Source organism: Pseudomonas sp. LB3P81, assembly GCF_054897965.1.
The window spans coordinates 3966148-3989734 of record NZ_JBUBVG010000001.1 but is presented as its reverse complement, the minus strand read 5'-3'; the positions used below and the strand labels follow the sequence as shown (position 1 = coordinate 3989734).

The window sequence follows — 23587 nt, the reverse complement described above, 5'->3', positions numbered from 1 at the left end:
CTGCCTTCGAATGAGCGACCCACAGCGTCCAGCGCTTTTGCAGGCAAAGCGACATGGCATACGGGTCACGTTCTTCGGTCAGCTTTCCGGGGTTTGTTCAGCCAGGGCGACTGCACGGAACATTGCGCGACGCTTGTTCAGGGTTTCTTCCCATTCCAGCGCCGGCACCGAGTCGGCAACAATGCCGCCACCAGCTTGCACATGCAGTTCGCCGTTCTTGATCACCGCGGTGCGAATGGCAATCGCGGTGTCCATGTTGCCGTTCCAGGCGAAGTAACCGACCGCGCCGCCGTAGACGCCACGCTTGACCGGTTCCAGTTCATCGATGATTTCCATGGCGCGAATCTTCGGTGCGCCGGACAAGGTGCCCGCTGGCAGGATCGCCCGCAGCGCGTCCATCGCCGTCAGCCCGGCCTTCAATTGCCCGGTGACGTTGGACACGATGTGCATCACGTTGGAATAACGCTCGATGACCATCTTCTCGGTGAGTTTCACCGAACCGATTTCCGAGACGCGACCGGTGTCGTTACGACCCAGGTCGATCAGCATCAAGTGCTCGGCAATTTCCTTGTCGTCGGACAGCAGGTCTTTTTCCAGCGCCAGATCCGCTTCTTCGTTCGCGCCGCGCGGGCGAGTGCCGGCGATCGGGCGCACGGTGATCAGGTTGTCTTCGACCCGCACCAGCACTTCCGGCGAACTGCCGACGACGTGGAAGTCGCCGAAATTGAAGAAGTACATGTAAGGCGTCGGGTTGAAGCAGCGCAGCGCCCGATACAGATCAATGGGCGCAGCCTTGAAGTCGATCGACATGCGCTGCGACGGCACGACCTGCATGCAGTCACCGGCCAGGATGTATTCCTTGATGGTGTCGACGGCTTTTTCGTAATCGTCCTGGGTGAAACTGGAGCGGAACACCGGATCAGCCGATTGCTGCTTGCTGAAATCCAGGCCACGGCGCGGGGTGATCGGCTGACGGAGTTTTTCCAGCAGCTCTTCCAGGCGGGCACGGCCCTGCTCGAAGGCATCTTCCTGCGCCGGATCGGCGAGGACGATTGCGTGCATCTTGCCGGCGAGGTTATCGAACACCACCACCGCATCGGACACCATCAGCAGAATGTCCGGCACGCCCAGCGGATCCGGGTTCGGGCATTTGCCCAGACGCTTCTCGACATAGCGCACACAGTCGTAACCGAAGTAACCCACCAGGCCGCCGTTGAAACGCGGCAGGCCAGGGATGGTCGGTACGTTGTAACGGGCTTTGAATTCTTCAACGAACGCTAGCGGGTCTTCAGCCTCGTGGCTTTCGATCTCGACGCCGTCGTGCGTCACGCTGATGTGGTGATCGTGAACCCGCAGTACCGTGCGGCACGGCAGGCCAATGATCGAGTAACGGCCCCACTTCTCCCCGCCCTGAACAGATTCAAGCAGGTAGGAATTGGGCTCGTCGGCCAGTTTCAGGTAGATCGACAGCGGCGTGTCGAAGTCGGCCAGGGTTTCGCAGGCAAGCGGGATGCGGTTGTAGCCGGCAGCGGCCAAACGCAGGAATTCTTCGCGGATCATGGAGTAGCCTCATGGCTTGAGGTGCTAACAGTCAGGTATGCAAACGCGCCGGGATACCGGCCAGGAACAAGTCAGGCGCGCCAACGCCAGCGGGCCAGGGCCTTGATGACTTTCATCCAGAGTTTGCGAGTGACCACCACGATGGCGTTTCCAGAAGGGGGTTGAACAGCGTCGGCCAACGTTATCTCAGCGGCCGGATCCAGGCAACCGGGAATTAGCTTGCGCAGGTCGTCGATGACCAGCGCCGGCGACTCTTCAGCAATCGGCCGACCATGGTTGTAGCCATAACTGAGGGCCACACATTTGACCCCCGCCGCTTTTGCCGCCAGCACATCGCTGCGCGAATCGCCGACGAACAACGACTGCGACGCCGGAATGTTGGCCATTTTCATCACGAAAAACAGCGCGGCGGGGTCAGGTTTCTTCTGCGGCAGCGTGTCGCCACCGATGATCCATTTGAAATAGCTGCCGATCTTCATCTGATCCAGCAGCGGTGCGACAAAGCGCTCCGGTTTGTTGGTAATCAGCGCCATTTCCACGCCTTGTTTGTTCAGCCACTTGAGGGTGTCACTCACGCCGGGGTAAACCACCGTCAGGTCGTGACCGTCCTCATAAAAGCCATTGAACAATTCCAGGGCATGTTCAGCCTCGACCTCATCAACACCCTCGGCGTCGATGTGGTTGGCCAGGGCCCGGCGCACCAGCATGTGCACGCCGTTGCCGACCCATTCACGCACCGACTCGATGCCGGCAGGTTGACGCCCGAGTTTGAGCAGCATGTTATCCACCGCCACAGCGAGGTCAGGGACCGAATCGACCAGCGTGCCGTCCAGATCAAACATCACCAGCCGTGGCAGACGCCCCGGGAACAGCTGCTCAAAGCCACTCATGGGCGGGCCAGGGCCAGTTCGGAACGCATCTTCTCGATGACTTCCTGGTAGTTCGGCGCATTGAAGATCGCCGAGCCGGCCACGAAGGTATCGGCGCCTGCCGCTGCTATTTCACGAATGTTGTTCACGTTCACACCACCGTCGATTTCCAGGCGAATGTCACGGCCCGAGGCATCGATCAGCGCGCGCGCTTCACGCAGCTTGTCGAGGGTGCCGGGGATGAATTTCTGCCCGCCGAAGCCCGGGTTGACGCTCATCAGCAGGATCATGTCGACCTTGTCCATCACGTACTTGAGCACGTCCAGCGGGGTCGCCGGGTTGAACACCAGGCCCGACTTGCAGCCGCCCTCGCGGATCAGTTGCAGGGAACGGTCGACGTGCTGCGTGGCTTCCGGGTGGAAGGTGATGTAGGTCGCGCCGGCCTCGATGAAGTCACCGACGATGCGGTCCACCGGGCTGACCATCAGGTGCGCGTCGATCGGCGCGGTTACGCCGTACTTGCGCAGTGCGGCACAGACCATCGGGCCGATGGTCAGGTTCGGCACGTAGTGGTTGTCCATGACATCGAAGTGCACGAAGTCGGCGCCGGCGGCCAGAACGTTGTCCACTTCTTCACCCAGGCGGGCGAAGTCGGCGGAGAGAATCGACGGAGCAATTACGAAGGGCTGCATGACGCACCTTTTCTGAGCAGAATCACGATGGCGCGCATTGTATACCTCATGCTTCGACGCGCGCACCGTGGCCGCGATGATCAGTAAGCCGCGCGGTAGATCTTCTCGATATCGACGGCGCTCAATTTGCGCGGATTGTTGCGCATCAGGCGCTCGATCCCCGCGGCTTCCACAGCCATGGCCGGGATCGCATCCTCTGGAACGCCGAAACTGCGCAGGCCCGGCGGGATGTCCACGGCTGCACACAACGCGCTCATCGCCTCGACGGCTTTGTCCGCGGCGTCATTGGCGCTCAGATGAGCGACCTTCACGCCCATGGCTTCGGCAATATCCTGCATGCGCTCGACGCAGGCCATCTTGTTCCAAGTCATGACATACGGCAGCAACAAGGCGTTGCTGACGCCGTGGGCGATGTTGAAACGTCCGCCCAGCGGGTACGCCAGCGCATGCACCGCGCCGACGCCGGCATTGCCGAACGCCATGCCCGCCATCAGGCTGGCGGTGGCCATGTCTTCGCGTGCCTGCAGATCGGAGGGATTAGCGTAGGCCTTGGGTAACGCGTTGGTGATCAACTTGATCGCGCCGATGGCCAGCGCGTCGGTAATCGCTGAAGCATTGAGGGACAAATACGACTCGATGGCGTGCACCAGCGCATCGACGCCACTGGCGGCGGTGACGCTGCGCGGGCACGTCAGGGTCATTTGCGGGCTGACCAGCGCCACGTCCGGCAACAGATAGTCGCTGACGATGCCCTTTTTCATCTGTGCGACCTTGTCGGAGAGGATCGCGACATTGGTCACTTCCGAGCCGGTGCCGGCGGTGGTCGGGATGGCGATCAGTGGCGGGCCTTTGCGCGGCACCTGGTCGATGCCGAACAGATCTTCCAGCTCTCCGTGGTAACCGGCGTAGGCCGCAACGCTTTTGGCGATGTCGATTGCGCTGCCGCCGCCGAGGCCAATCAGACCGTCGTGCCCGCCCTCGCGGTAAACGCGCATGCAGTCTTCGACGATGGCGATTTCCGGATCTGGGAGCACACGGTCGAAAATCTCGTAACTCCGTTCGCCCAGTTGCGCGAGTGCCAGCTCGACCGTGCCGGACTTGACCAGCGCGGCGTCGGTGACGATCAGCGGGTTGTCGATGTCCAGGCGCGTGAGCTCGGCGGCCAGTTGCTCGATGGCCCCTGCGCCGGTGATCAGTTTGTGAGCGATTTTGAAAGAGGAAAGACTCATCGTGCGCAGCCTCTTATAGATAGGGGAGCTGGGCACAAGAGTAGCTGGGGATTGGACGTTGTCTGCTATTCAGCCATTGAATGACCATAGATCCCAAAAACACCATAAATCACTGTGGGAGCGGGCTTGCTCGCGAAAAGACCCTTTCAGTCAACAGAGATGTTGAATGTCAGAACGCATTCGCGAGCAAGCCCGCTCCCACATTGGGATGGTGTGTAGCTCTAAACCGGCGCGGTACGCAGTTTTTCGCTGCGGCCGCGCAGCCATTCCAGAGTCAGCAACAGGATCACCGAGAAGGCGATCAGCAGCGTTGCCGCGGCGGCAATGGTCGGGCTGAGGTTTTCACGAATCCCGCTGAACATCTGCCGTGGCAAGGTCGCTTGCTCTGGACCTGCGAGGAACAGCGTCACCACCACTTCATCGAATGACGTCGCGAAGGCAAACAGCGCACCGGAGATCACGCCGGGAGCAATCAGCGGCAAGGTCACGCGACGGAACGCGGTCAGCGGCGAGGCACCGAGGCTTGCAGCCGCACGCACCAGATTTTGGTTAAACCCCTGCAACGTCGCCGACACGGTAATGATGACGAACGGCACGCCCAACACCGCATGCACCACGATCAGCGAGAAGAAGCTGTTACCCAGGCCCAGCGGCGCGAAGAACAGATAACTTGCCACACCAATGATCACCACCGGCACCACCATCGGCGAAATCACCAGCGCCATCACCAGCGCCTTGCCGGGGAAATCGCCGCGGGTCAGGCCAATCGCCGCCAGCGTACCGAAGATCATGGCCAGCACGGTCGCCGCCGGGGCGACGATAATGCTGTTCTTCAGTGAGCGCATCCATTCCGCCGAGGCGAAGAAGTCCTGATACCAGTGCAGCGAGAAGCCTTGCAGCGGATACACCAGGAAACTGCCCGAGTTGAACGACAGCGGAATGATCACCAGCACCGGCAGAATCAGGAACAACAGAACCAAGCCGCAGAGAATCCGCAAGCTGTAGAACCACACCCGCTCAATGGGCGACATATAAGGACTCAGCATTTCATTCTCCCCTTAGCTCAGGCGCAGGCGACTGGCGCCCACCAGCCAGCTGTAAATCAGATAAAGCACCACGGTCGCCAACAGCAGCAGCCCACCGAGTGCGGTCGCCATACCCCAGTTGATGCTGGTGTTGGTGTAGAAGGCGACGAAGTAACTGACCATCTGATCGTTCGGGCTGCCCAGCAACGCCGGGGTGATGTAGTAGCCGATGGCGAGGATGAACACCAACAGGCAACCGGCGCCGACACCGGCGTAGGTCTGCGGGAAGTACACCCGCCAGAAGCTGGCGAACGGGTGGCAGCCGAGGGAAATCGCGGCGCGCATGTAAGTCGGCGAGATGCCTTTCATCACGCTGTAGATCGGCAGAATCATGAACGGCAGCAGGATGTGCACCATCGAGATGTAAACCCCGGTGCGGTTGAACACCAGTTCCAGCGGCTTATCGATGATGCCCATGGCCATCAGGCCGCTGTTGATCAAACCGCCTGATTGCAGCAACACGATCCACGCGGCGACGCGTACCAGGATCGAGGTCCAGAACGGCAGCAGCACCAGAATCATCAGCAGGTTGCTTTGGCGCGATGGCAAGTTTGCCAGCAGGTAAGCCAACGGATACGCCAGCACCAGGCAAATGGCGGTGATGATCAGCCCCATCCAGAAGGTGCGGGCGAAGATGTCGAGGTAGATCGCCTGATCGGGCGTGGCCGGGGCGAGTTCGCCGAGGTCGTCGATGCGGTGATCGACCGCAGCCAGCAAGTAGTAAGGCGTGATGCTGCTGGCGTTGCGGCGTACCGCTTGCCAATAGGCCGGATCACCCCAGCGTTCGTCGAGCCCTTCCAGCGCTTCTTTATAAGAGGCTGGCTCAGTGGCGAACGGCAAGGCGCGGGCGGTTTTGGTCAGCAGGCTGCGATAGCCGGCCAACTCCATGTTCAAGCGTTTGGACAGGTCGCCCAAAGTCTGATTCTTGCGCGCTTCAGCGAGGTCTTCGCTGGCCGCTTTGTACACGGGTTCAGCGGGTAGGCCGCGGCCGTCCCAACTGGCGATGGCTGCCACGGTGCGCGGCATGCCGCCGACCACTTCCGGGTTACCCACGCTTTTGTAGAGCAGCGCCACGATCGGCACCAGGAACACCAGCAACAGAAACAGCACCAGCGGCGCGATCAAGGCCTGGGCCTTCCAGCGATTGATCCGCTCGGCGTGCTTGAGCCGCTGCTTCAAGGTGGGGTCAGTGCCCGCGTTCAGGGGAATGGCGGTGGCCATGGCGTACTCCGGAAATCTTTGGATGGGCGGCATCAAACAACTTGATGCCGCATTGCATCTATATTCTTGAACCAGACACCGGCCCCTGTAGGAGCTGGCGCAGCCTGCGATCTTTTGGCGGCTTCAAGACCGCTGAAGATCAAAAGATCGCAGCCTTCGGCAGCTCCTACTTCGCAGCCCAGGAATTGAAGCGCTGTTCCAGTTGCTCACCGTTGTCAGCCCAGAAGCTGACGTCGATCTGCACCTGGTTGGCGATGTTTTCCGGGGTGGTCGGCATGTCTTTCAGGACGTCCTTGGACAACAGCGGTACGGCTTGGGTGTTGGCCGGGCCGTAGGCGATGTTTTCCGAGTAGGTCTTCTGCTGCTGCGGCATCACCGAGAACGCGATGAATTTCTTCGCCGCTTCAGCACGTGCCTTGTCGAGACCTTTTGGAATCGCCCAAGCGTCGAAGTCGTAGATGCCGCCGTTCCACACGACTTTCAGGTTGCTTTCTTTCTGCACGGCAGCGATCCGGCCGTTGTAGGCCGAGCTCATGACCACGTCACCCGAAGCGAGGTATTGCGGCGGTTGTGCGCCGGCTTCCCACCACTGAATGCTTGGTTTCAGCTCATCGAGCTTCTTGAACGCGCGGTCCTGACCGTCTTTGCCGGCCAGCACTTTGTAGACGTCTTTCGGCGCAACGCCGTCGGCCATCAGTGCGAATTCCAGGGTGTACTTGGCGCCTTTGCGCAGGCCGCGCTTGCCCGGGAATTTTTTGGTGTCCCAGAAATCCACCCAACTGGTCGGTGCGGAGGCCAGTTTGTCAGCGTTGTAGGCCAACACGGTCGACCACACGAAGAAGCCTACGCCGCACGGCTGGATGGCGCCTTTGACGTAGTCTTCGGTCTTGCCGAACAGCGCAGGATCGAGTTGCTCGAACATGTCTTCGTCGCAACCACGGGACAGTTCTGGCGATTCAACTTCCACCAGGTCCCAGGACACGCTCTTGGTGTCGACCATGGCTTTGACCTTGGCCATCTCGCCGTTGTACTCGCCGGCGACAATCTTGCCGTTACCCGCCGCTTCCCACGGTGCGTAGAAAGCTTTGACCTGCGCGGCCTTGTTCGCCCCGCCAAAGGACACAACGGTCAGGTCCGGCCCCGCCGCCATCGCGTGCGCCGCACCCATCATGCCCATGACCAGGGCGGTGAATTTCAGGGATCTCAACATTTATTGTTCTCTCCACGTGCAGGGTTGGTTGAAGCAGGGGGCGATCAGTTCGCCTCTAGAAGTGGGTCGAGCGCGCGAACGTGTTCGACCTCCCAGCCAAGCGGTACCACGTCGCCGACGGCGAGCGCAGGATCGAGCTCGGCAATCGGTTGTTTCACAAAGAAGTCGGTCTTGCCGCAGACTTCCAGGCGAACCCGGACGTGGTCGCCCAGATAGATGAATTCCGCCACCCTCCCTGAGAAGCGGTTGACGCAGGACTCGCTCGAACCATTGAGGCTCACGCGTTCCGGTCGAATCGACAGCGTGACGGGCTCGCCGGTCTTGCCGACGTTGACCGCCAGGGCTTCAACCTTTTCACCGCGACCGAGTTCCACGATGCAACGGTCGCCGGTGTGGCTGTGCAAACGGCCGTTGAGACGGTTGTTCTCGCCGATGAAGTTGGCGACGAAGGTGTTCTTCGGTTCTTCATAGAGGCTGCGCGGCGGGGCGATCTGCTGGATTTCGCCTTGATGGAACACCGCCACGCGGTCGGACATGGTCAAGGCTTCGCCCTGATCGTGGGTCACGTAGACCACGGTCACGCCGAGGCGCTGGTGCAGGTGTTTGATTTCCATCTGCATGTGTTCGCGCAGTTGTTTGTCGAGTGCGCCGAGGGGTTCATCCATCAGCACCAGTTGCGGCTCGAATACCAACGCGCGGGCCAGGGCCACACGCTGTTGCTGACCGCCGGACAGTTGCGCCGGATAGCGCTGAGCGAAAGCGTCGAGCTGAACCATGCTCAGCACGCGCTTGACCCGGTCACTGACATCGCTCTTGTTCAAGCCGCGCACGGTCAGCGGGAACGCGAGGTTCTCGGCGACGGTCATGTGCGGGAACAACGCGTAGTTCTGGAACACCATGCCGATGTCGCGCTTGTGCGGCGGCACGTTGTTGATGGCACGCCCGGCCAGGAGGATTTCACCGGCGGTCGGCGTTTCGAAACCGGCGAGCATCATCAGGCTGGTGGTCTTGCCCGAACCGGACGGCCCGAGCAAGGTGAGGAACTCGCCTTTGCGAATGTCCAGGTTTAGGTCTTTGACGATCAGGTTCTCGCCGTCGTAGCTCTTTTGCACTCCACGAAAGCTGACCAGAATGTCGCTGGCCCCTGCGTTTGAATCGACCTGGCTCATACCCACACCTTTGTTGTTGATGACTGCTGTGGACTAAGCCTAGTGGACGCTGGGGAGCACGCAAATCGGGGTGCAGGAGAGAATCGCCTCAGCCGGATGGAAGGTTGGGGGTAGGGATTGCCCTACAAGGATGGCGGGGATAGGTATGTTGATGGGGGATAGCGACGGGCGGTTAGCTATGCACCGCAGGAATGGGCAAACTCGGCTGGAAATGCGTGTCGTAATTGGATATGTCCACAATCCACTGTGGGAGCGGCGGTGCGACGATTCGACTTGCTCGCGAAAGCGGTCTTTCAGTAGACATCTCCGTTGAATGACACACTGCTTTCGCGAGCAAGCCCGCTCCCACAGTGGACTCGTGGGGTGTCAGAGAAGTTTGTGTTCCATGGCGTACTTCACAAGCTCGGCCAGGGAGGTGATGTTGAGTTTCTGCATCAGCCGCGCCTTGTGGGTGCTGATGGTCTTGCTGCTCAGGGCCAGCTGCTGGGCGATGTCGTTGACGTTGGCGCCCTGAGCCAGGCGTTCGAACACCGAGAATTCACGCTCCGAGAGCAATGAATGCAGCGGCCGCGAATCGGTCAGGCCGACTTCGAAGACCATGCGGTCGGCCAGCTCCGGGTCGATGTAACGCCCGCCCGCCGCGACTTTGCGGATCGCCGTCAGCAGCAGCGCCGGGTCGCTGTCCTTGGTCGCGTAACCCGCCGCGCCAACCTTCAATGCCCGGGCGGCCATTTGCGCTTCGTCGTGCATCGACAACACCAGAATGGCAGGCGGATTGTTCAACGCACGAATCCGCGGTATCGCCTCCAGACCATTGACCCCAGGCATGGAGATATCCAGCAACACCACTTCGCAGGGAATATGACGCAAGGTCTCGAGCAACTGCTCGCCATTGCTCGCCTCCCCCACCACCAGCAGATCCTTGGCCAGGCCGATCAATTGTTTAATGCCTTCGCGAACGATGGTGTGGTCTTCGGCTACCAATACACGGATCACTTGCCTCTCCTCAATAATTGCCTTGTCGCCAAAAGATCGCAGCCTTCGGCAGCTCCTACAGGGGTACGCGCTCAGCGTAGGAGCTGCCGAAGGCTGCGATCTTTTAGCGGTCCAATGGCACTCGCACACTCAGGGTCGTCCCCTCCCCCGGTTCACTTTCGAGCGACAACTCCCCGCCCATAATCAACACCCGCTCGCGCATGCCTACCACCCCGAAGGATGTTGGCCGGCCAATGGCAGGGACAAATCCTACGCCATCATCGCTGACCGTCAGACACAACTCGTCGCCTTCCAGCGCCAACGTCAGTTCGACAGTATGCGCCTGGGCATGCCGCATGACATTGGTCAGCGCCTCCTGAAGGATCCGGAACAAGCCAATCGCCTTGGCATCACTGAGCACCGGCAGGTTGTCCGGCACCTGCACCAGGCACGGAATCTGCGTGCGCGCCTCGAAGCGCCGGGCCTGCCACTCAATGGCCGAGGCGATCCCGGCGTCTAGAATCGGTGGCCGCAGCGCCGTAGCAACATCGCGAACCAGCTGGAACAGCTGAGCGATCAAGCGCTTCATGCTGTTCAATCGTTCGTTCAGACCAGGATCAAGCTGGGCGTAGGCCAATTCGCACATCGACGTTTCCAGCTTCAATACGGTCAGCATCTGACCCAGCTCGTCGTGAACTTCCCGGGCGATACGGGCCTTTTCCTCTTCCCGTACGCTCTCCAGGTGCGCGGACAACTCACGCAACTGCTCACGGGAGCTGGCCAGTTCCAGTTCGATGCGTTTGCTCTCGCTGATGTCCCAGACAATGCCGTCCCAGACATAGGCGCCGTCTTCGAGGCGACGCGTGATGGCTTTGATCTCGGCCCAGCGTTGCTCGCCCTGACGCGTGAGAATCCGCCCCTGCCACGACCAGTCACTGTCGGTGTCCAGCGCGTGATCCTGCGTCTGGTGATAACTGGCCTTGTCGTCCGGGTGCACCAGGCTGCGCAGACCTTTGTCGCGATGGACCAAGGTCGCCGGCGCGTAACCCACCAGGTTCTCGCTGCCCTCACTGATGTAGGCAAAGTCTATCTGCCCCGTCACCGGTGCCCGTTCCAGGCGAAAGACCAATCCCGGCACGTTGGCGGCAATCCCTTGCAGGCGCGCCTCGCTTTCCTGCAACGCGGCGAGTGCGCGACGGCGTTCGGTGACGTCATTGAGGTAGACCACCAGGTACTCGCCATCACGGAACCGCAGGAAGCTCAACGAAACATCCGCCGGCAAAATGCTGCCATCGGCCCGCAGGCAATTGGCTTCGAAACTTTGCGGCCCTTCTTCGCTGGCGCGGGCGCGTTTCCACAGGTTCAGCCAGCGATCCATGTGCAGACCGGGCTCAAAGTCGATCAGCGGCCGGTCGATGATGCCGCCCGCCGGATAGCCGAGCATGGTTTCGGCGGCGCAGTTGGCGTACCGCACATGGCTGTCCCAGTTGACCCAGAGAATGCCGACGGTGCTCTGATCGATGGAAAACTGGGTGAGGCGCAACGCTTCTTCACTGGCGGCTCGCAAGGCAATGTCTTCGCGGGCTGTTAACAAGCGCTGCTCCAGGCTGTGTTGCTGCCGACGCTGCCAGAACACGATCGCCATGCTGCTCAGCATCAACACCGCCAACAGCAGACTGAGGTTCTGCCAGAAACCCGGGGACTCCGTCAGCCGCGGGTACTTGGGTTGCAGCCATTGACTGTGCAGTTGCTCCAGGTCCTTGGCCGGGATCGCGCGCAGCGCGCTTTCGACAATGCCGGCGAGTTCCGGCCAGTCCCGCCGTGTGGCCACACGCAGCAGTTGCGGCAGACCGATGTCACCGACCACCACCAACCCCGCAAACTCCGGTTCGACAGACAGACGCCCCAACTGTGCTTCGTCGACTACGGCGTAACTGGCCTGCTGACTCAGCAACAGTTGCAAGGCCTGACGTTCGATGGGTACGCCCTGGAGGTTCAGGTGCGGATAACTACTGCGCAGGTAATCGGCGGTGGCGCTGGGCATGCGAACGGCAACGCGGGTCTGGCTGTCGAGTTTTTCCAGCTCTACCACGCCAGCAGCCTTCTGGTCGCTGACCACCAGTTGCGGCACCCGCATGTACGGATCGGAAAACTGCCACAGGCGCAGGCCACCGGGGGTTTGCGCCAGCCCCGGCGCGAGGTCGATTTCACCTTCGCGCGCGGCGGCCTCCAGTTGCGCGAGGTCGGGAAAGTTGCGCCAGCTCAGCTCGACCTTGAGCGACTTCGCCAGCCATTTCATCAGCTCGACGTTGACCCCGGACAGCCGTTGCAAGCGGCGATCGTATTGCGCATAGGGCACTTGCAACACCAGTCCGACGCGCAATTCATCATGCCGCGCCAGCCATTCCTGCTGACTGGCGGACAATTGTGCGACGTGCACCGGTGGCGCAGGCGCCGCCCAGCCCATCAAGGGAAACCACAAACAGCCGATAACCCACAGGCAGCGAAAACGCATCATCGAAGTCTCACACACTGACAAATACTGACCAACCCATTAGGCTGCCGGAATAACTTCTGGCCTGGAATATCCGATGCCCCCTGTCTACCGCCTGGCACTGCCAGCATTGTGCCTGTCGCTGATCCTGCCCTGCGCTTTTTCCGTCGAGGCCGCTGACCCGGCACCCGCTGCCGCGGAAAAATCCGCAGACGAAAAACCGGTCGAACGTCAGCCGCTGCTTGAGCGTAGTCAGGAAGAAGCGACAGCACTTGAGCGAAAAATCCCTGCTCAGGAACAGCAACAACTGCAAGCGAGCAGCGATACCTTTCTGGCCTTGTGGAAACCGGCCAATACCGCGGCCCCCAAAGGTGCGGTGATTATCATCCCGGGCGCCGGTGAAACCGTTGACTGGCCGCAAGCAATCGGCCCCCTGCGCCGCAAACTGCCGGACGCCGAGTGGAGCAGCCTGAGTATCACCTTGCCCGACCTGCAAAGCGATACCATTGCGCCACGTATCGTCGAAGTAGCGCCCACGCCCAAGGCCCCTGACGCTAGCAGCAAGGACTCGACCACTGCCGCGCCCATCGAGCAAGCGGCTGGCGGTGAAGCGGAAGTCGCCGACAAGGTCATCGCCGAAACCAGCGACGAGCAGGCCAAAGCCGATGCCGAGCGAATCTTCGCACGCATCGATGCGGCCATTGCCTACGCCGAACAACAGAGCGCACGCCGCATCGTGGTACTCGGTCATGGCACCGGCGCGTACTGGGCTGCGCGTTACCTGAGTGAGAAGCAGCCCTCGCAAGTCGAGAAATTCGCGATGGTCGCCGCCCGGACGCCCGCCGCGACGAAACCTGAACTGGCCGAACTGACATCGACATTGAAACTGCCGACGGCCGATATCTTCTACATGGACAAGCCGCTGGACCGCAACGCGGCGCTGGAACGCTTGCAGGCCAGCAAGCGTTTGAAGGCTTCAGTATTCAGTCAGGTATCGCTCAAGGCATTGCCGGGGGATAGCAAGGCTGAGCAGGAGCAGTTGGTGCGCCGGGTGCGCGGTTGGTTGAATCCTCTGCCTGCAGCGAACTGATAGTCCGAGGCGCGCCCTTCGCGAGCAAGCCCGCTCCCACATTGGATCTTCTGCGGACACAGAATTTGTGTACGGCCGAAATCAAATGTGGGAGCGGGCTTGCTCGCGAAGGCGGCGTCACTGGCGACACAAACCTTCCCTGCTATCGAAAATCCCGCCGCTGACGGATCAACGTGTAGGCGCTGTGCAATTCGCGAGTCTTGTCCGTCGCCTCGCGAACCTGCAACGCCGTCGCCCCACTACCGGCAATCTTGTCCGGATGATGACGGCTCAACAGGCGCCGATAGGCACGCTTGATCTGCGCCGGCTCGGTGGTGGCATTCACGCCCAGAAGCAGCAATGCCTCCTGATAAGTGATGACACTGCTGACGGACGTTCGCTTGTGCGGCTCATAGTCAGCGGCCAATGCCTGCACCTGATACGACCCCCAGCCCAACCACTTGCCCCATTGAGCAATCAGCTCGCGCTCCGCCTGACCGGCACGGCCATCGGCCCAAACCATCCGCCAGCAGGCGCGCAACACGCCCTCCGCCGCATGGGGTTGAGCACTCAAGCGTCGCAGATAACCGCGCAACCGGTCGTGCCCCGACTTGCCGCGGTTGAACGCCGCGATCGCCCGGCGTTTTGCCGCATCAGACATTTCCAGCGCCTGCATTTCCTGACGCGCCTGCTGGATGTGGCCATCCACCACTTGCCCGTTACACTTGGCCAGCCGCCCCAGCAACACGAACAGCAGTTCATCGTTGCGCAACATTGGACGACCACCGAGCGCTTCACGCAAATGCCCCCAGCTCTGCAGTTGCAAGCGCCGATCCAGCGCCTGCCCCAACAACGCGCCGAGCATGGCCCCCGGAATGCTGGCGATGGCAAAGCCCGCTCCGGCTCCAATCAGAGTCCCTGGCCACAGCATGTCAGCGACTCGCTTCAATCAGCGTTTCGACTTCAGCCAGACGCTCGTGAGTGCCGACATCCACCCAACGACTGCGCAACCGCTCACCCGTCACCTGCCCGCCAGCCATGGCTTTGCGCAGCAGCGGTGCCAGCTTGAAAGCTCCGGCCGAGCAACCGTCGAACAACTGTGGATGCAACACCGCGATGCCGCTGTAAGTCAGGGTCGGTGTATCAGCCTGGCCATCATGCACTTGCCCGTCAGCCAGCGTGAAGTCGCCCGCCGGATGGTGATTCGGGTTATCCGCCAGCACCAGATGAGCCAGACCGTTGATGGGCTGATGCAAGACGCTGAAGTCGTAGTCGGTCCAGATATCACCGTTGACCACCACAAACGCCTCATCACCCAACAATGGCAATGCGCGGAAAATCCCGCCACCGGTTTCCAGCGGCTCACCTTCCGGCGAGTACCGAATGCTCACGCCATACAGCGAGCCATCACCCAGATAGTCTTCGATCTGTTGGCCCAGCCACGCATGGTTGATCACGATCTCGGTAAACCCGGCAGCGGCCAGCGCCCGCAGGTGATACTCGATCAACGGCACGCCGCCGGCACGAACCAGCGGTTTGGGCGTCGTCAGGGTCAGCGGGCGCATACGCTCGCCCTTGCCCGCCGCCAGAATCATTGCCTTCATGCAGTCGCTCCAGCACGCAAACTGAGGAGCAACACATCCAGCTCGGCCAGTTCAGGACGGCGGGCGATCACGGCGTCTATATAAGCAAAGAAGCGCGGTACGTCGGCCAGGTAACGCGGCTTGCCGTCGCGATGACAGATGCGCGCGAAGATGCCGATGACTTTCAGGTGGCGCTGCACACCCATCAGGTCGCTGGCGCGCAGGAAGTCTTCGAAGTCCGGCTGAACCGGAATATCCAGGGCGCCCGCTTGCTGCCAGTAATCTTCCAGCCAGCCGCGCACACGCTCCTCGGGCCAGCTCAGGAAAGCGTCCTTGAACAGACAGGTCACGTCGTAGGTCACCGGGCCGTAGACCGCGTCCTGGAAATCCAGCACACCGGGATTCGGTTCGCTGAGCATCAGGTTGCGCGGCATGTAGTCGCGATGCACCAGCACTTTCGGCTGCGCAAGCGCGCTGTCGATCAACAGCTCCGTCACGTTCTGCCAGAGCATTTGCTGCGCAGCGTCGAACTCGATGCCTAGCTCACGCTTCACGTACCACTCAGGGAACAATTCCAGCTCGCGACGCAACAGCGCCACGTCGTAACTCGGCAGCGGCGCAACCATCGGCAATTGCTGAAAAGCGAGCAGTGCCTGCAGGGCATCCTTGAACAAATCGTCGGCATTTTCGCTGTCGATGACGTCCAGATAGGTCTTGTTGCCCAGGTCATTCAGCAAAAGAAATCCACGTTCGAGATCTTCGGCATAAATTTTCGGCACATTTATTCCGGATTTCGCCAGCAAAAAAGCTATGTCCACGAAGGGTTTGCAGTTTTCCTGGGGCGGTGGCGCGTCCATTACGACGAAACTTCTGCCTGCGCCATCCCAGCGGAAATAGCGCCGAAAACTCGCATCACTACTGGCTGCGGTCAACGTGGCCGGGGGTACGGCGCCCCAACCTTGCTCTGCAAAGAGGACTGCCAACTGCTCATCGAGCCAAACTTTCAGGTGTTGCAAACGTACATCTTGGTCAGGCATTGCAAGGGTCTCCGACGGCGCTAGCCGTCAAGCGGGTCATGCTTTATTATCCAGCATCTTTTTCAGACCATCGAGAGGCGTGCGGCCCACACCGCGGGCAGATGGCACGCAGGAAGCCCGGACTAATAAGATGGCATTGAAATCCCCCGCGTTTCGTAAAAAATTTCCGTTGTTGGTCACCGGCAGTCTGCTGGCCCTGCAACCTCTAGCCACTTCGTTCGTGGTCGCCGCGGAACAGTATGACTGCTCAGTCTCTGCTTCGGGTGCCTGGAACTGTGCGCCAAAGACGTCGGCGGCTGCATTGCCTGCGCGTCCCGTCCATGACGGCAGCGCAGTCTCCGCGACCGGTGAAGCCCCGACCGAGAGCGGCGCCAAGCCTGTGCTGGTTACCGAATCCAAAGGCCGCGGCCTCAAGTCACGTAGCGAAGACTACAGTCACCTCGACTGGGTTCCGCGCGAGAAGCTCACTGCAGCGCAATTGGCCGAAACCGGTCCTTACTGCTCTGGTTCCTATATCGAACCGATTCGTCCTGGCATGAATGACAAGACGAATAAAAGTGACGCTCCGACCTTTCTCGGCGCCAAGGCCTCCCGCTACAAGCAGGACGAGCAGATTGCCACTTTGGCGGGCGACGTGGTCTTGCGTCAGGGCAGCATGCAGGCTGAAGCCGACGAAGCGAACCTCTACCAGGCCGAGAGCCGTGGCGAACTGGACGGCAACGTACGCATTCGCGACAACGGCGCGCTGATCGTCGGCGACCACGCCGAAGTGCAGCTCGACACCGGTGAAGCCAAAGTCGACAACGCCGAATACGTGATGCACAAATCCCGTATCCGCGGTAACGCGCTGTACGCCAAGCGTGCCGAGAACGCGATCATCCGCCTCAAGGATGGTACGTACACCACGTGCGAACCGAACAGCAACGCCTGGCAGCTCAAGGGCAACAACATTACCTTGAACCCGGCCACCGGTTTCGGTACCGCGACCAACGTGACGCTGCGGGTCAAGGACATTCCGGTTCTGTATACGCCGTACATCTATTTCCCGATCGACGATCGTCGTCAGTCCGGCTTCCTGCCGCCGACCATCGGCACCGGCAGCGATACCGGTTTCCTGCTGGTCACTCCGTACTACTTCAACCTGGCACCGAACTACGATGCCACGTTGTACCCGCGCTACATGAGCGATCGCGGCCTGTTGATGGAAGGTGAATTCCGCTACCTGACCAAGTCTAGCGAAGGTCAGTTCGGCGCCGCGTACCTCAACGACGAGAACGACGATCGCAAGCTGCAGAGCGACTACGAAAAAACCCGCTACATGTACAACTGGCAGCACAAGGGTGGTCTTGACTCTCGCGTGTTCACCCAGGTCGATTACACCAAGATCAGCGATCCGTATTATTTCCAGGATCTGCAGACCGATCAGATTGGGGTGAAAAGCGAGGATTACGTCAACCAACAGGGTTCTGTGACCTATCGTGGTGACAGCTACACTGCGCAATTCAACGTTCATGCTTATCAGCTGGCAACCATTTCGAATATCACGCCATACAATCGCCTGCCGCAAATCACCTTTAACGGTCAACTGCCGTATCGCCCAAGCGGTTTGCGCTTCGATTACGAGACTGAAGCCGTTCGCTTTGATCGTGACCTGCTCGATGGCACGTTCTCCGACGAAGACGGCAACATTAGCGGGCGACTGGACACCAACGTCACGGGTCTGGCTCGCGCCACCGGTAATCGTCTCAATCTCAAGCCGGGCGTCAGCCTGCCTCTGGACTGGACTTACGGCTTCGTGAAACCCTCGCTCAAGTACCAGTACACTCAATACGACCTTGACCTGGACAACACCGGCAAAGACCAGATTGCCTTGCAATCAGCTGAGACAGACCGACTCAATGGCACCTACAGCCGTAATCAGAGCCGTGCCGTACCAATCGCCAGCATCGACAGCGGTCTGTACTTCGATCGCAATACCACCTGGTTCGGCAAAAACTATCGCCAGACTCTGGAACCACGACTGTTCTACCTCTATGTACCGGAGAAAGACCAGTCGGACATCCCGATTTTCGATACCAGTGAAACTACGTTCAATTACTCGTCGCTGTTCCGGGAAAATCGTTTTTATGGCTCCGACCGTGTCGGCGACGAGAACAAACTGTCGCTGGGCGTGACCAATCGCTGGATCGAAGATGACGGTTTCGAGCGTCAACGCATCAGCGTCGGCCAGGCCTTGTACTTCAAGGATCGCGAAGTCCAGTTGCCGGGTATCGATGCCAGAACCCGCGAAGACGCACAGTCCGACGTTTCGCCGTATGCTCTGGAATACGAATATCGCTGGAACCGCGATTGGCGCACGACTGCCAATTACAACTGGGACCCGGACACCCGCAGCCCTCGCTCCGGCAGCGCGATGTTCCACTACCAGCCTGAAGACAACCCGAACAAGGTCATCAACGCCGGCTATCGCTATCGTAATGACCAGATCCGTTACGACCAGAACACCGGTCAATGGTCGGTGGGCGGTGGTGACTACGGCACTCCGGGCACCCCGGGCTACGTGAAGGACTACTACAAGATTAAGCAGCACGACTTCTCGGTGATCTGGCCGATCGTGCCGCAATGGAACGCCATCAGCCGCTGGCAGTATGACTACAACCGTAACCGTACCCTGGAAGCCTTCGGTGGTTTCGAGTACGACAACTGCTGCTGGAAACTGCGCCTGATCAATCGGTACTGGGTGTCGTATGACGAGTTCAGTCAGAACGCCCCGGAAAACGAAAAAGGCGACCATGGCATCTTCCTACAAATCGTTCTGAAAGGTCTCGGCGGCCTCACCGGCGCCAAAGTAGAGAGCTTCCTCGACAAAGGCATCCAAGGTTATCGTGAACGTGAAGACCAAGCTTTCTGATTGTCTGCGCCCGCTAGTGCTGGGCGCGCTGTTCCTGGGTACTGCGGCGAATGCCGCGGTACAGTCCATCGATAAAGTGGTGGCCATTGTCGATAACGATGTGGTCATGCAGAGCCAACTGGACCAGCGTGTTCATGAAGTTCAGCAAACCATCGCCAAACGCGGTGCCGCCGTGCCGCCGGCCGGCGTGCTGGATCAGCAGGTGCTCGAACGTCTGATCGTCGAGAACCTGCAACTGCAGATCGGCGAACGCTCCGGCATTCGCATTACCGATGAAGAGCTGAACCAGGCTGTCGGCACCATTGCCCAGCGCAATAACATGTCGATCGAGCAATTCCGCGCCGCACTGACTCGCGATGGTCTGTCTTACGACGACGCCCGTGAACAGATTCGCCGCGAAATGATCATCAGCCGTGTGCGCCAGCGTCGTGTGGCCGAGCGCATTCAGGTGTCCGAACAGGAAGTGAAGAACTTCCTCGCCTCCGACCTTGGCAAAATGCAGTTGTCCGAAGAATTCCGTCTGGCCAACATCTTGATCCCTACGCCGGAAAGCGCTAACTCCGACGCCATTCAGAATGCAGCCAAACAGGCAGACGCGGTTTACCAGCAACTCAAGCAAGGCGCTGACTTCGGTCAACTGGCAATTGCCAAATCCGCCAGCGAAACCGCACTGGAAGGTGGCGACATGGGCTGGCGTAAAGCCGGTCAGCTGCCACCTCCGTTCGATCGCATGCTGAGCACCATGGCTGTCGGCGACGTTACCCAGCCAATGCGCACGCCGGGCGGCTTCATCATCCTGAAGATCCTCGACAAGCGTGGCGGTGAGACCCAGACGCGTGACGAAGTGCACGTGCGTCATATCCTGGTCAAACCTAGCCCGATCCGCGACGAAGCGAAAACCAAAGCCCTGGCTGAGTCGCTCTACACCCGAATCGAATCGGGCGAAAATTTCGGCGAACTGGCGAAAAGCTACTCGGAAGATCCGGGTTCCGCCCTCAACGGTGGCGACCTGAACTGGATCGACCCGAATGCACTGGTACCTGAATTCCGCGAAGTGATGGCCAAGACCCCGCAAGGTCAGCTGTCCAAGCCGTTCCAGACTCAGTATGGCTGGCACGTTCTGGAAGTCCTTGGCCGTCGCGCCACTGACAGCACCACCCAGGCCCGTGAGCAGCAAGCGATGACCGTACTGCGTAACCGCAAATACGACGAAGAGCTGCAAACCTGGCTGCGTCAGATCCGTGATGAAGCGTACGTAGAGATCAAACTCCCTGGTGCAGACCAGGCAGCGCAGTGAAACCCAAGCGTTTCGCGCTGACACCCGGCGAACCGGCCGGCATAGGTCCTGACCTGTGCCTGCTGCTTGCCTCGCAAGTCCAGCCACACCCCCTGATTGCCATTACCAGCCGCGACCTGCTCATTGAGCGGGCCGTGCAGTTGGGCGTGGCGGTCAATTTGCTACCCGTCACGCCTGATGCCTGGCCCGATGTACCCGCGCCCGCCAACAGCCTGTATGTCTGGGATACGCCACTCAGTGCACCGGTGACTACCGGCCAACTCGACAAAGCCAATGCCGCTTTCGTTCTGGAGACTTTGACCCGCGCAGGTCAGGGCTGCCTCGACGGGCACTTCGCCGGCATGATTACCGCCCCTGTGCACAAGGGTGTAATCAATGAATCGGGCATCGCCTTTTCCGGGCATACCGAATTTCTCGCCGACCTGACGCACACCGCGCAAGTCGTGATGATGCTCGCCACCCACGGGTTGCGCGTGGCGTTGGTCACCACTCACCTGCCTCTTCGCGAGATTGCCGATGCAATCACACCGGAGCGTCTGGAGCGAGTCACACGGATTCTGCACGCGGACCTGCAACAAAAATTCGGCATTGCCCGGCCACGCATCCTGGTTTGCGGGCTCAACCCCCATGCCGGTGAAGGCGGACACCTGGGCCATGAAGAAATCGACATCATCGAACCTACATTAGAGCGCCTGCGCGGCGAGGGCATGGACCTTCGCGGCCCCCTGCCCGCCGACACTCTGTTTACCCCCAAATATCTGGAGCACTGCGACGCGGTGCTGGCGATGTACCACGACCAGGGCCTGCCCGTGCTGAAGTACAAAGGCTTCGGCGCGGCAGTCAACGTGACCCTCGGCTTGCCGATCATCCGCACTTCGGTCGACCACGGCACTGCCCTGGACCTGGCCGGCAGCGGCCAAATCGACACCGGCAGCCTGCAAGTCGCCCTGGAAACCGCCTACCAGATGGCCGAGACCCGTTTATGACCGAGCATTACCAACACAAGGCGCGCAAACGCTTTGGCCAGAACTTCCTGCACGATGCCGGCGTTATCGACCGCATCCTGCGCTCCATCCATGCCAAACCCGAAGACCGACTGCTGGAAATCGGCCCGGGCCAGGGAGCGCTGACCCAAGGCCTGCTGAACAGCGGTGCCCAGCTGGATGTGGTGGAGCTGGACAAGAACCTGATCCCGATCCTCAATCAGCAGTTCGCCGGCAAGAGCAACTTCAACCTGCATCAGGGTGATGCTCTGAAGTTCGACTTCAACAGCCTGAACGCCGCGCCGAACAGCCTGCGAGTGGTCGGCAACCTGCCGTACAACATCTCTACGCCGCTGATTTTCCACCTGTTGCATAACGCCGGCATCATTCGCGACATGCACTTCATGCTGCAAAAGGAAGTGGTCGAGCGTCTGGCGGCAGGACCTGGCGGTGGTGACTGGGGTCGCCTGTCGATCATGGTTCAGTATCACTGTCGCGTAGAACATCTGTTCAACGTTGGCCCGGGCGCGTTCAACCCGCCGCCAAAAGTCGATTCGGCCATCGTACGCCTGGTGCCACACGCGGTACTGCCCCACCCGGCCAAGGATCACCGGTTGCTGGAGCGGGTCGTGCGCGAAGCGTTCAACCAGCGCCGCAAGACCCTGCGCAACACCCTCAAACTGCTGCTGAGCAACGACGAAATCACCGCTGCCGGTGTCGACGGCAGCCTGCGTCCAGAGCAGCTCGATCTGGCCGCCTTTGTGCGCCTGGCCGACAAGCTCAGCGAACAAGTCCTACAGAAACCCGCCGCCGACTGACAGGCAACAAGCGTTATCGGGTAGGACACCAGCCCCCATGTCTGGTTTACTACCCGATACTTGGCCTAGACTGAGTTCCATCAGCTACGCCCCGCGTCCCGCTTCGTTTTTAAGGCCTCTTGCATGTCCGATCCTCGTTATCAGGTCGACGTCAGCGTCGTCACCCGCTATCTGGCAGAACAATCGCAACCCGAGCAAAACCGCTTTGCCTTCGCTTACACCATCACCGTACACAACAATGGCGAATTACCGGCCAAGTTGTTGTCGCGGCACTGGGTGATCACCGACGGTGACGGGCATGTCGAAGAGGTGCGCGGTGCCGGCGTCGTGGGTTTGCAGCCGTTGATCCAGGCCGGCGACATCCACACCTACAGCAGTGGCACGGTGATGACGACCAAGGTCGGCACCATGCAAGGCACCTATCAAATGATTGCCGATGACGGTAAGCACTTCGACGCCATCATCGCCCCATTCCGCCTGGCGGTGCCCGGAGCCCTGCACTGATGGCGACGTACGCCGTCGGTGACCTGCAAGGTTGCCTGGAACCGCTGAAATGCCTACTCGAGCAAGTCGCCTTCGACCCTGCCTGGGACAAATTGTGGCTAGTCGGCGATCTGGTCAACCGAGGCCCGCAGTCGCTGGAAACCTTGCGCTTCCTCTATAGCCTGCGCGAATCACTGGTGTGCGTACTCGGCAACCACGACCTGCACTTGCTGGCCGCCGGGCGTAACATCGAACGCCTGAAGAAAGCCGACACCCTGCGCGAGATTCTCGAAGCACCGGATTGCGCGGAACTGCTGGAGTGGGTGCGCCAGCAAAAGCTCATGCATTACGACGAACAGCGCAATATTGCCCTGGTCCACGCCGGCATACCGCCTCAATGGTCGCTGCGCAAAGCCTTGAAGTGCGCCGCCGAGGTCGAAGAGGCCCTGCGCGACGACAACCGTTTCGCGCCCTACCTCGACGGGATGTACGGCAACGAACCGCTGAAATGGGACAATGACCTAAAAGGCGTGACCCGTCTGCGCGTGATCACCAACTATTTCACCCGCATGCGTTTCTGTACCAGCGAAGGCAAACTCGACCTCAAGGGCAAGGAAGGCGTCGACACTGCACCGCCAGGTTACGCGCCGTGGTTCACCTACAAGGAGCGCAAGACCAAGGGCGTGAAGATCATCTTCGGCCACTGGGCAGCGCTCGAAGGCCAGTGCGACGAGCCAGGCATTTTCGCCCTCGACACCGGTTGCGTCTGGGGCGGATCGATGACCCTGATGAACGTCGATACCCTTGAACGACTGCAGTGCAAATGCGACGACCATGGCCGCACCTTGCCGCCAGTCGCCCCTTCTATTTCCGAACAAACGTCAGTCGGCGCCCAGCGCTAG

The 23587-nt window shown here is 60.3% G+C and carries 20 protein-coding genes; 7 read left to right on the top strand and 13 right to left on the bottom strand.

The window, feature by feature from the left end; translation table 11 throughout:
* Positions 1 to 78 precede the first annotated feature (78 nt).
* The 10 genes from trpE to ACYZTL_RS18300 all read right to left on the bottom strand — a co-directional run bounded on the left by trpE (position 79) and on the right by ACYZTL_RS18300 (position 12528).
* Complete coding sequence (trpE, locus tag ACYZTL_RS18345; RefSeq protein WP_461952978.1) at positions 79 to 1560, bottom strand: anthranilate synthase component I; 1482 nt, start codon at positions 1558 to 1560, stop codon at positions 79 to 81.
* 71 nt (positions 1561 to 1631) lie between these two features.
* Positions 1632 to 2450, bottom strand: coding sequence for a phosphoglycolate phosphatase (locus tag ACYZTL_RS18340; RefSeq protein WP_461952977.1), 819 nt, complete (start codon positions 2448 to 2450; stop codon positions 1632 to 1634).
* Positions 2447 to 3121, bottom strand: coding sequence for a ribulose-phosphate 3-epimerase (rpe, locus tag ACYZTL_RS18335; protein WP_008035979.1), 675 nt, complete (start codon positions 3119 to 3121; stop codon positions 2447 to 2449). The genes ACYZTL_RS18340 and rpe overlap by 4 nt, the downstream gene beginning before the upstream one ends.
* An 80-nt stretch (positions 3122 to 3201) precedes the next feature.
* Entirely contained in the window at positions 3202 to 4350 is a 1149-nt protein-coding gene (locus tag ACYZTL_RS18330; protein ID WP_461952976.1) for an iron-containing alcohol dehydrogenase, read from the bottom strand.
* A gap of 221 nt (positions 4351 to 4571) precedes the next feature.
* Positions 4572 to 5396 carry an ABC transporter permease gene (locus tag ACYZTL_RS18325; RefSeq protein ID WP_461952975.1) on the bottom strand — a complete coding sequence of 275 codons (825 nt, stop codon included), beginning with the start codon at positions 5394 to 5396 and terminating at the stop codon, positions 4572 to 4574.
* Positions 5397 to 5408: 12 nt separating this feature from the next.
* Complete coding sequence (locus ACYZTL_RS18320; RefSeq protein WP_461952974.1) at positions 5409 to 6656, bottom strand: ABC transporter permease; 1248 nt, start codon at positions 6654 to 6656, stop codon at positions 5409 to 5411.
* Between the two features lie 166 nt (positions 6657 to 6822).
* Positions 6823 to 7866, bottom strand: a complete 1044-nt coding sequence (locus ACYZTL_RS18315; RefSeq protein ID WP_461952973.1) for an ABC transporter substrate-binding protein — start codon at positions 7864 to 7866, stop codon at positions 6823 to 6825.
* 44 nt (positions 7867 to 7910) lie between these two features.
* A complete protein-coding gene (locus tag ACYZTL_RS18310) occupies positions 7911 to 9035 on the bottom strand; it encodes an ABC transporter ATP-binding protein (protein ID WP_461952972.1) in 1125 nt (374 codons plus the stop codon).
* Between the two features lie 366 nt (positions 9036 to 9401).
* A complete protein-coding gene (locus tag ACYZTL_RS18305) occupies positions 9402 to 10031 on the bottom strand; it encodes a response regulator (protein ID WP_024265168.1) in 630 nt (209 codons plus the stop codon).
* Between the two features lie 103 nt (positions 10032 to 10134).
* The gene (locus tag ACYZTL_RS18300) at positions 10135 to 12528 is read right to left on the bottom strand and encodes a PAS domain-containing sensor histidine kinase (protein WP_461952971.1); all 2394 of its coding nucleotides are present in this window, start codon (positions 12526 to 12528) and stop codon (positions 10135 to 10137) included.
* Positions 12529 to 12601: 73 nt separating this feature from the next.
* Between ACYZTL_RS18300 and ACYZTL_RS18295 the strand changes: the two genes are divergently transcribed.
* A complete protein-coding gene (locus ACYZTL_RS18295) occupies positions 12602 to 13594 on the top strand; it encodes an alpha/beta hydrolase family protein (protein ID WP_461952970.1) in 993 nt (330 codons plus the stop codon).
* A 142-nt stretch (positions 13595 to 13736) separates the two neighbouring features.
* Here the strand turns inward: ACYZTL_RS18295 and ACYZTL_RS18290 are convergent, their stop codons facing one another.
* The 3 genes from ACYZTL_RS18290 to ACYZTL_RS18280 are packed head-to-tail and all read right to left on the bottom strand — an operon-like array spanning position 13737 to position 16193.
* The gene (locus tag ACYZTL_RS18290) at positions 13737 to 14504 is read right to left on the bottom strand and encodes a TerB family tellurite resistance protein (RefSeq protein ID WP_461952969.1); all 768 of its coding nucleotides are present in this window, start codon (positions 14502 to 14504) and stop codon (positions 13737 to 13739) included.
* A 1-nt stretch (position 14505) separates the two neighbouring features.
* Entirely contained in the window at positions 14506 to 15177 is a 672-nt protein-coding gene (gene murU, locus ACYZTL_RS18285; RefSeq protein WP_461952968.1) for an N-acetylmuramate alpha-1-phosphate uridylyltransferase MurU, read from the bottom strand.
* Positions 15174 to 16193, bottom strand: a complete 1020-nt coding sequence (locus ACYZTL_RS18280; protein ID WP_461952967.1) for an aminoglycoside phosphotransferase family protein — start codon at positions 16191 to 16193, stop codon at positions 15174 to 15176. Before ACYZTL_RS18280 ends, murU begins: the two co-directional genes overlap by 4 nt.
* A gap of 130 nt (positions 16194 to 16323) precedes the next feature.
* Between ACYZTL_RS18280 and ACYZTL_RS18275 the strand changes: the two genes are divergently transcribed.
* From ACYZTL_RS18275 to ACYZTL_RS18250, 6 genes are all read left to right on the top strand, one after another.
* Positions 16324 to 19104 carry an LPS-assembly protein LptD gene (locus ACYZTL_RS18275; protein WP_461952966.1) on the top strand — a complete coding sequence of 927 codons (2781 nt, stop codon included), beginning with the start codon at positions 16324 to 16326 and terminating at the stop codon, positions 19102 to 19104.
* Positions 19085 to 20401, top strand: a complete 1317-nt coding sequence (gene surA, locus ACYZTL_RS18270) for a peptidylprolyl isomerase SurA (RefSeq protein WP_461952965.1) — start codon at positions 19085 to 19087, stop codon at positions 20399 to 20401. The genes ACYZTL_RS18275 and surA overlap by 20 nt, the downstream gene beginning before the upstream one ends.
* Complete coding sequence (gene pdxA, locus ACYZTL_RS18265) at positions 20398 to 21387, top strand: 4-hydroxythreonine-4-phosphate dehydrogenase PdxA (RefSeq protein WP_461952964.1); 990 nt, start codon at positions 20398 to 20400, stop codon at positions 21385 to 21387. The genes surA and pdxA overlap by 4 nt, the downstream gene beginning before the upstream one ends.
* A complete protein-coding gene (rsmA, locus tag ACYZTL_RS18260; protein WP_461952963.1) occupies positions 21384 to 22202 on the top strand; it encodes a 16S rRNA (adenine(1518)-N(6)/adenine(1519)-N(6))-dimethyltransferase RsmA in 819 nt (272 codons plus the stop codon). Before pdxA ends, rsmA begins: the two co-directional genes overlap by 4 nt.
* A gap of 123 nt (positions 22203 to 22325) precedes the next feature.
* Positions 22326 to 22706, top strand: a complete 381-nt coding sequence (apaG, locus tag ACYZTL_RS18255; protein ID WP_461952962.1) for a Co2+/Mg2+ efflux protein ApaG — start codon at positions 22326 to 22328, stop codon at positions 22704 to 22706.
* Entirely contained in the window at positions 22706 to 23587 is an 882-nt protein-coding gene (locus ACYZTL_RS18250; protein ID WP_461952961.1) for a symmetrical bis(5'-nucleosyl)-tetraphosphatase, read from the top strand. The genes apaG and ACYZTL_RS18250 overlap by 1 nt, the downstream gene beginning before the upstream one ends.